The sequence below is a fragment of the Micromonospora sp. NPDC004336 genome (genome assembly GCF_053602615.1).
This window is the reverse complement of sequence record NZ_JBSGDY010000227.1, coordinates 1-8009: the sequence shown is the minus strand read 5'-3', so window position 1 is coordinate 8009 and position 8009 is coordinate 1. Positions and strand designations below refer to the sequence as shown.

7 protein-coding genes are annotated in these 8009 nt (G+C 72.7%); 1 reads left to right on the top strand and 6 read right to left on the bottom strand.

Features of this window, described 5'->3' with window-relative positions:
- Positions 1-181 precede the first annotated feature (181 nt).
- Complete coding sequence (locus tag ACWENR_RS28215) at positions 182-874, bottom strand: class F sortase (protein WP_452279986.1); 693 nt, start codon at positions 872-874, stop codon at positions 182-184.
- A 1-nt stretch (position 875) separates the two neighbouring features.
- Positions 876-2036 carry a hypothetical protein gene (locus ACWENR_RS28210; RefSeq protein WP_452279985.1) on the bottom strand — a complete coding sequence of 387 codons (1161 nt, stop codon included), beginning with the start codon at positions 2034-2036 and terminating at the stop codon, positions 876-878.
- A gap of 543 nt (positions 2037-2579) precedes the next feature.
- On the opposite strand from ACWENR_RS28210, the gene ACWENR_RS28205 reads away from it, so the two are divergent.
- Positions 2580-4367, top strand: coding sequence for a glycoside hydrolase family 6 protein (locus tag ACWENR_RS28205; RefSeq protein WP_452279984.1), 1788 nt, complete (start codon positions 2580-2582; stop codon positions 4365-4367).
- A gap of 111 nt (positions 4368-4478) precedes the next feature.
- Here ACWENR_RS28205 and ACWENR_RS28200 read toward each other — a convergent pair whose 3' ends face one another.
- From ACWENR_RS28200 to ACWENR_RS28185, 4 genes are all read right to left on the bottom strand, one after another.
- Positions 4479-4862, bottom strand: a complete 384-nt coding sequence (locus tag ACWENR_RS28200; RefSeq protein ID WP_452279983.1) for a hypothetical protein — start codon at positions 4860-4862, stop codon at positions 4479-4481.
- A gap of 87 nt (positions 4863-4949) precedes the next feature.
- Entirely contained in the window at positions 4950-5267 is a 318-nt protein-coding gene (locus tag ACWENR_RS28195; RefSeq protein WP_452279982.1) for a hypothetical protein, read from the bottom strand.
- Positions 5268-5283: 16 nt separating this feature from the next.
- Positions 5284-6942 carry a sodium:solute symporter family protein gene (locus ACWENR_RS28190; RefSeq protein WP_452279981.1) on the bottom strand — a complete coding sequence of 553 codons (1659 nt, stop codon included), beginning with the start codon at positions 6940-6942 and terminating at the stop codon, positions 5284-5286.
- Between the two features lie 176 nt (positions 6943-7118).
- A partial coding sequence (locus ACWENR_RS28185) for a hypothetical protein (protein WP_452279980.1) occupies positions 7119-8009 on the bottom strand: 891 nt, incomplete at its 5' end.

Genomic DNA, 8009 nt, shown 5'->3' with positions numbered 1-8009 from the left:
GCAACTGGTGAAGTTCTCCTCGGCGGCGCTGAACGACATCTGCGACCACAGCGGCCGGTCGGCCTCGGCCAGCGCCCGGACCAGGCCGAAGTAGATGCCGCGCCGCCGGCGTGGCGGCACCCGACCGACCGACCGGCGGGTGGCGCCGCGCCGGGCCGCAGCCCGGTGGACGGGCCGCGGGTCAGGCCGGCATGGAGGCGAAGACGACCACGTTGTCCGGATAGCTGCGGGCGGCCTGGTCGAAGACGCCACCGCAGGTGACCACGCGCAGGCCGGGCCGGTCGCTGGGACCGTAGACCTGCTCGGTCGGGAACTCGGTCTTCGGGTACGCCTTCACCGACTCGACCGTGAAGGTGGCCCGCTGGCCGTCCTCGCGGGTGACCGTGATCGTGTCCCCGGGTTGCAGGGCGCCGAGGGAGAAGAAGACCGCCGGCCCCATCGCCGCCGAGTCGACGTGCCCGACGATGACCGCGTTGCCGACCTCGCCCGGGCTGGGCCCCGGCTCGTACCAGCCGGCGAGCTGCGCCTGCTCCAGCGGCGGCACCTGGACGGTGCCGTCGGGGTTGGTGCCGAGCGACATGATCGAGGCGTCCACGCCGATGCGGGGGATGGTGATCGTGGTGGGGGCGGAACGGGCGAGCCCGGTTGCGGCCCCGCCGGCGACGTCCGGGTCCGCGCCGTCGGAGCCCGGCACCGCCGGTCCGCTGCCGGTCGGGGCGGCCTGGGCCAGGGGCTGGGGAGGGCGGGGAGCGGGCGTGGTCTTGAGCGAGGCGCCGATCATGCCGGCGCCCACCATCGCGAACAGGACGACGACGGCCGCGCCGGCGGCGCGCCACGGTCTCCCGTGACGGCCGCCGGCCGGTGTCGCCGTCACGTCAGACGAAGGACTCATCGGTCCGGCGCCGACGCATCAGCACGAGGCCACCCAGGGCGGCCGCGCCGAGCAGGCTCGCCCCACCGGCGGCCAGGCCCCGGTCGGTGCCGGCGCCGACGCCGCCGTCACCGCCGTCGACCCCGCCGCGGGGCAGGACGACCAGTTCGCCCTCGCCGCACGAGCCCTTGAGCTTGTAGCGGCCCGGCTGGGCGTCCTCGGAGACCTCGGCCTCGCCGTAGTAGACGAAGTCCCGCTTGTGCTCCCAGCCCTTGTCCTTGCCGTAGTCCCCGGACTCCTCGTCGGACCAGCCGTTCTCGTGGCCCTTGCCGTCGCGCTCCGAGTCCCACTTGTCCGAGCTGTTGCCCTTGTGGTCCTCGCGGCCGTAGTCGCCGCCGCGCTCCGAGTCCCACTTGTCCGAGCTGTTGCTCTTGTGGTCCTCGCGGCCGTAGTCGCCGCCGCGCTCCGAGTCCCACTTGTCCGAGCCGTAGCCCTTGTCGTCCTCGCGGCCGTAGTCGCCGCGCTCGTCCGAGCCGTAGCCCTTGTGGTCCTCGCGGCCGTAGTCACCGCGCTCCGAGCCGTACCCCTTGTGGTCCTCGCGGCCGCCCTCGGCGTCCTGGCCGTGCTCGTAGCCCTTCCAGTCCCGGTCGCCCTGGTCGGCGGCGTCGGCGGCGCCCCCGCCCTGGCCACCGTTCGCCGGCGGCTGGCCACCGTTCGCCGGCGGCTGACCGCCGTTGGCCGGCGGCTGCGGCTGCCCGGTGCCGTCGTCCGTCGGGCGCGGCTTCGGGGTCTCGTCCTTGCCGTCGTGGTCCTTGCCCTTGTCGTGGTCGCGGCCCTTGTCGTGGTCCTTGCCGCCCTCGTGGTCCTTGCCCCTGTCGTGTTCGCGGGGGCCCTCCTCCCCACGCCGGTCACCGCGGTCCTCGGCCGGCTTGAGCTTGACCTTGCCGGTGACCTTGGACCACACGTACGCGTGCTCCTGGCGCTCCGAGCAGATCTCGAGCAGCTTGACCGTGTCGCCCGCCTTGACGACGTGGGGCTTGGCGTAGACCTTGCCCTCCGCGTCGTGGTGGCCGTCCGCGAACGCGATCCCCGGCGTGAACACGAGCAGGGACGCGCCACCGAGGGCAGCGCCCGCAACGACCTTCCCGAGCATCTTGTTTGCCATGACCTGCGTCACTCCATCCCTGTTGTCCTGGGCTCGGTCGACATCCGAGCTACGAACGACGTTAGACCGTTTCACGACCTATGCAGGGAAAGATTCGCGTTTTGACCTTTGTTGTCGGCCAGGGCGATAGGAGTGTTAAGCCGGTTAAGTCGGTTCCAGCCGCGGTCGCGTCGTTGCCGCCCGCCAGGCGCGGTGCGGCCCTTCTCGCGCCCGGTGGGCCGCCCGGGCCGTCGTCGTCCGGTCCCGCACCCGCCCGCCGCCCCGCATTGCATCGAGCCATTGCCATGGAAGCGCTCCCATGCAAGAATCTCCGCACGCGGTTCTTCACGGAGCCACACCGCGCAGGCAGGAGTTCGAGGGCAACCGGTCCGCCGGACGGCCTCCCGCCCGCCGGCCGTCGCCGGCCGCACCACCACCACGCCCGTCCGGGTCGGGCACCCCCGAAGAATCCCGTTGGCGCCGGCGGTCGTCCGCGCAGGACGCCCATCGGGCCGTATCGCCGGGCCGTTCGCGGATCCGGTCTCGCCCAAGGAGATCAGTGGCATGAATGTGTGGAGAAGGCTGTCCGGCCCGCGCCGGGCCCTCGCGCTCGGCGGCGCGGGCGCCCTGGTCGCGGGCGGGCTGGTGACCCTTCCGGTCACCGTGGCGCACGCCGCCACCCAGTGCGACGTGTCGTACACGACCAGCGACTGGCAGGGCGGGTTCACCGCCACCGTCAACATCAAGAACGTCGGCGACGCCCTCAACGGCTGGACGCTGGGCTTCACCTTCCCCGACGGCAACCAGCGGGTGCAGCAGGGCTGGTCGGCCCGCTGGTCACAGACGGGCCGCAACGTCACCGCGCAGAACGAAGCCTGGAACGGATCGGTCGCCAGCGGAGCCACCGTCAGCATCGGCTTCAACGGCGCCTGGAGCGGCAGCAACCCGAAGCCCACGTCGTTCACCCTCAACGGGGTGACCTGCAACGGCGGCACCCCCACGACGCCGCCGCCGACCACGCCGCCGCCGACGACTCCGCCGCCGACCACACCGCCCCCGACGACCCCGCCGCCGACCACGCCCCCGCCCGGGCAGCGCGTCGACAACCCGTACCTGAACGCCCAGGGGTACGTGAACCCCGAGTGGAAGGCGAAGGCCGAGTCCGTGTCGGGCGGCAACCGGGTGTCGAACAACCCGACCGCCGTGTGGCTGGACCGGATCGCCGCCATCAACGGCACCCCCGACAGCAGCTCCAACGGCGCGATGGGCGTCCGGGACCACCTGAACAAGGCGCTGGAGCAGGGCGCGAAGTACATCCAGTTCGTCATCTACAACCTGCCCGGCCGGGACTGCTCGGCGCTGGCCTCCAACGGTGAGCTGGGTCCGGACGAGCTGCCCCGCTACAAGGCCGAGTACATCGACCCGATCGCCGCGATCCAGGGCGACCCGAAGTACGCGGGCCTGCGGATCATCAACATCATCGAGATCGACTCGCTGCCGAACCTGGTGACCAACACCTCCGGCAACCCCGGTGGCACCGCGATGTGCGACACGGTGAAGGCCAACGGCGCGTACGTCAACGGCGTCGGCTACGCCCTGGCGAAGCTGGGCGCGATCGGCAACGTCTACAACTACATCGACGCCGCCCACCACGGCTGGATCGGCTGGGACAGCAACTTCGGCCCGGTCGCCGACCAGCTCAAGGCCGCCGCCGTGGCGTCCGGCAGCACCGTGGCCAACGTGCACGGCTTCATCGTCAACACGGCCAACTACTCCGCCCTGCGGGAGCCGTACGTCAAGGTCACCGACACGGTCAACGGCCAGACGGTGCGGCAGTCCAAGTGGATCGACTGGAACCAGTACGTCGACGAGCTGTCGTTCGCCCAGGCGTTCCGGCAGAAGCTGGTCTCCGTCGGCTTCGACAGCAACATCGGCATGCTGATCGACACCTCCCGCAACGGCTGGGGCGGCTCCGCCCGGCCCACCGGCCCGGGCGCGACGACCAGCGTGGACACCTACGTCGACGGCGGCCGGGTCGACCGTCGCTTCCACACCGGCAACTGGTGCAACCAGGCCGGCGCCGGCCTGGGCGAGCGCCCCAAGGCCGCCCCGGAGCCGGGCATCGACGCGTACGTCTGGGTGAAGCCCCCGGGCGAGTCGGACGGCTCCAGCAAGGAGATCCCCAACAACGAGGGCAAGGGCTTCGACCGGATGTGCGACCCGACCTACACCGGTAACGCCCGCAACGGCAACAACATGAGCGGCGCCCTGCCGGACGCCCCGATCTCGGGCGCCTGGTTCCCCGCGCAGTTCACCCAGCTCATGCAGAACGCGTACCCGCCGCTGTCCTGACCCCGGCGCCCGCCTGCCGCCGGCAGTAGGTGAGGCACTCCCGCGGCAGGTTCCCCGGGCCCCTGGCCCGACCGCTCGACGGTCGGGCCAGGGGCCCCCTCGCGTACCCGGTCAGGGGACCGTCTTCTCGATGGCCGCCCGGCCCATCTCGGCCAGGTCGCGCCGGGCCCGCTCGACGTTCTCCGGCGTCAGGTCCTGGCCCCGGGCCGCGACCAGGTCCTCCGGCTCCCAGGGCTGCTCAGCGCCGGTGCGGATGTTGTCCGGGGCCGCTCCCGTGCCGGTGCCGGTGGCCCCGGTGCCGGCGGCGTACGGGTCGCCGATCAGCTCGTCGGTGGCTGCCCCGCCCTCCGGCCGGTCACCGGGCTCCGTGAACGACGGGGTGTCCCGGTCGGCGCCGCCGCCGGTCCCCAGCTGGGGGACGCCGGTGTCGTCCTCGACCGCCGCGGCCACCTCGGGGCTCTCCTCCAGCGGTCGGTCACGGTCACGATCCGTCATGTCGCTGCCCTCCTGCCGCCAGGTGGTGTCCTGATCCTCCTCGCGTACCCCTCGTGGCGGCGCCCATGCCCGGACGCCCCGGGCCGGTCAGCCCCCGTCGCCCGGCGACTCGGACGACTCGGGCGGCTCGGCCGGGTTGCGCCACTGCCACAGCAGCATCAGCACGCCGAACGCGAGCATGCCGAGGCCGGCCCAGAGGTTGATCCGCACCCCCTGCGCCTTCTCGACGGCGGTGGCGCCGTCGAAGACGCCGACCAGGGTGACGATGACCCCGTACGCCGTGAAGAGGCCGCCGATCACCCGGCGGATGTCGAACAGTCGCGCGGCGGCGGACCGTCGGCGGGCCTCCTCGGTGCCCCGCACCATGTGGTCGTGCCCCTGGGGGTCGAGGTTCTCCATCGACATGGTCGAGCACCCCTTTCTAGAAGACCGGCAGGTAGAGCAGGAGGGAGAGCGCCACCGCGGTCAGGCCGAGCAGCACCGGCGACCGCCACCAGACCCGGTCGCCGGCCAGCACGTCGCCCCGCAGGTCGACGCCGCCCGCGCCGTAGACCAGCCCGCGCAGGTCCTCGTTCCGCTTCGGCGCGGTGAACGGGGTGACGACGGCGGCGACGACGGCCGCCGTGACGAACGCGATGCCGGCGCCCCAGAAGCTCTCCTCCAGGTCGGAGTTGAAGTGGATCACCCCGGCCTTGTAGAGCAGGTAGGTGGCCAGCGCGGCCAGTGTGCCGAGGAGCAGGGAGAGGAAGCCGGCCGCCGCGCTCATTCGCCGCCAGAACATGCCGATGATGAAGGTGGCGAACAGCGGCGCGTTGAACAGGGAGAAGAGCGCCTGGATGTAGTTCATGATGTTGCTGAAGCCGGCGGCGATGAACGCCGTGCCGATGCCGACCAGCACGCCGCCGACGGTCGCCCACCGGCCGACCCGGATGTAGTGCTCGTCCGGCCGGTCCCGCCGGACGTACGACTGCCAGATGTCGTAGGTGAACACGGTGTTGAAGCCGCTGACGTTCGCCGCCATGCCGGCCATGAACGACGCGACCAGGCCGGTCACCGCGATCCCGAGGACGCCGTTGGGGAGCAGGTCGCGCATCAGCAGGGGGATCGCGTTGTTGTAGACCAGGTCGCCGCTCTCCGCGCCGAGCCCCTGCACGGTGACCAGCGCGACCAGGCCGGGGATCACCGTGACGACCGGGATGAGCAGCTTCGGGTACGCGGCGATGATCGGCGTCCGGCGGGCGGCGCTCATGTTCTTGGCCGACAGGGCGCGCTGCACCTCGGCGAAGTTGGTCGTCCAGTAGCCGAAGGAGAGCACGAAGCCGAGGCCGAAGACGATGCCGATCCAGTGCGCGCCGAGCGGGTTGTCGGTGCCGCCCGTGTCCTGCCAGGTGTGCAGCCCCGCCTCGCCCAGCTTCGACTCGCGCACCGCGTCCATCAGGCCGGCGACGCCGCCCACCTTGACCAGGCCCAGGATCGTGATCGGCAGCAGGCCCGCGATGATCACGAAGAACTGGAGCACCTCGTTGTAGATCGCCCCGGAGAGCCCGCCCACCGTGATGTACGCCAGCACGATCAGCGCGCCGACCACGATGGCGACCCAGAGCGGCCAGCCGAGCAGCGCCTGCATGATCAGCGCCAGCGCGTAGAGGTTCACCCCGGCGATGAGCACCTGGGCGACGGCGAAGCTGAGCGCGTTCAGCAGGTGGGTGGGGCGGTTGAAGCGCAGCCGCAGGTACTCGGGGACGCTGCGGACCTTGGAGCCGTAGTAGAAGGGCATCATCACGATGCCGAGGAACACCATCGCCGGCACGGCGCCGATCCAGTAGTAGTGCAGCGTCATCGCGCCGTACTGGGCGCCGTTGGCGGCCATGCCGATGATCTCCAACGCGCCCAGGTTGGCGGAGACGAAGGCCAGGCCGGTCACCCAGGCGGGCAGGGAGCGGCCGGAGAGGAAGAAGTCGACGCTGGTCTTGATGGCCCGCCGGGCGGCGAAGCCGACGCCGAGCACCGTGACGAAGTAGAGCGCCAGGATGCCGTAGTCCAGGACGTTCATGTTGAGCCGGAGGCCGCCGTCGTCCATCCCGTCACCCTTTCCTCGACCGGCCGCGCCGGAAGAGTCCGCGCGCGCTCAGTTACCCAGAACGCGAAGTTCGACGCCTGGAACGGCCCGGGTGTGCGGCGGAGGATCCGCGCGTGCCGCCGGTGGACACGACGGGGCGCCCCGGCCCGTGCCTGCCGGGGCGCCCCGTCGAGCGGTCAGCGGCCGAGGACGCGGTCCAGGAAGTCGCGGTAGTGGCGGACCGCCATCCGTAGCTGCTCGGTGTCGGCCGAGCCGGCGTCCTGCCAGCCGCCCAGCTTGTTCTTCTGCGCGGACAGCGCCGAGGCGAGCGCCTGGATGGCCTCGTCGACCAGCGACTGCGCCTCCCCGGCCGCCGCCCGCGGGTCGTCCACGAACCGCAGCTGGACGTCCCGCCAGCGGTCCCGGAAGCCCTGCGCGGTCGCCGGGTCCAGGAGCGAGGCCGGCTCGGCGGCCACCGTCGACCCGGCCGGCCGGGACGTGCCGGCGTCCTCCAGCGTGCCCGGGGTGCCGGCGCGCCCGGGCGACGTGTGCCCGGTGTCCGGGTCGACCATCGCGGGGGTGGCGCTGCCGTATCCGGCCCCGCCGGCGGCGGCCGTCGCCGGGTCGCCGGCCCGCCCGGTCAGGTCGGTCCGGCGCTCCGGCCGGCCGTCGGCGGCGTCCGGCGGCAAGACGGTCGTGTCGCGCCCGGCCTCCCCGCGCCCGGTCTCTCCGCGCCCGGTCTCGTCGAGGCGGTCGTCCCCGGGCCCGCTCTCGCCGCGCCCGCCGGCGCGGTGGAACTCCGCCGTCGGGTCGGCCCGACGCCCCTCGCGCTCGCCGTCCGCGGCCCCGTCGCCGGGGCGGGCGGTCCACTCCGCGCGCGGGTCGGGCTCGTTCTCGGGGTCCGGGTTCGCGAGGGCGGACGCGGCCACCGCGCCGCCGACCGTGGTGGCGCCGAAGGCAGTGGGCACCGGACCCGGCTCGTGGAACTCCGGCCGCCCGCCGTCGCCGACGTAGAGGCAGTCCGCGGCGGCCACGCCGAGCCGCCGGCACGCCGCCTGGTAGAGCGCCGGATCCGGCTTGCAGCGACC

Coding starts and splice junctions, on each gene's coding strand:
- ACWENR_RS28210 (WP_452279985.1), bottom strand. CDS start 2,036: ATGGCAAACAAGATGCTCGGGAAGGTCGTTGCGGGCGCTGCCCTCGGT.
- ACWENR_RS28205 (WP_452279984.1), top strand. CDS start 2,580: ATGAATGTGTGGAGAAGGCTGTCCGGCCCGCGCCGGGCCCTCGCGCTC.
- ACWENR_RS28200 (WP_452279983.1), bottom strand. CDS start 4,862: ATGACGGATCGTGACCGTGACCGACCGCTGGAGGAGAGCCCCGAGGTG.
- ACWENR_RS28195 (WP_452279982.1), bottom strand. CDS start 5,267: ATGTCGATGGAGAACCTCGACCCCCAGGGGCACGACCACATGGTGCGG.
- ACWENR_RS28190 (WP_452279981.1), bottom strand. CDS start 6,942: ATGGACGACGGCGGCCTCCGGCTCAACATGAACGTCCTGGACTACGGC.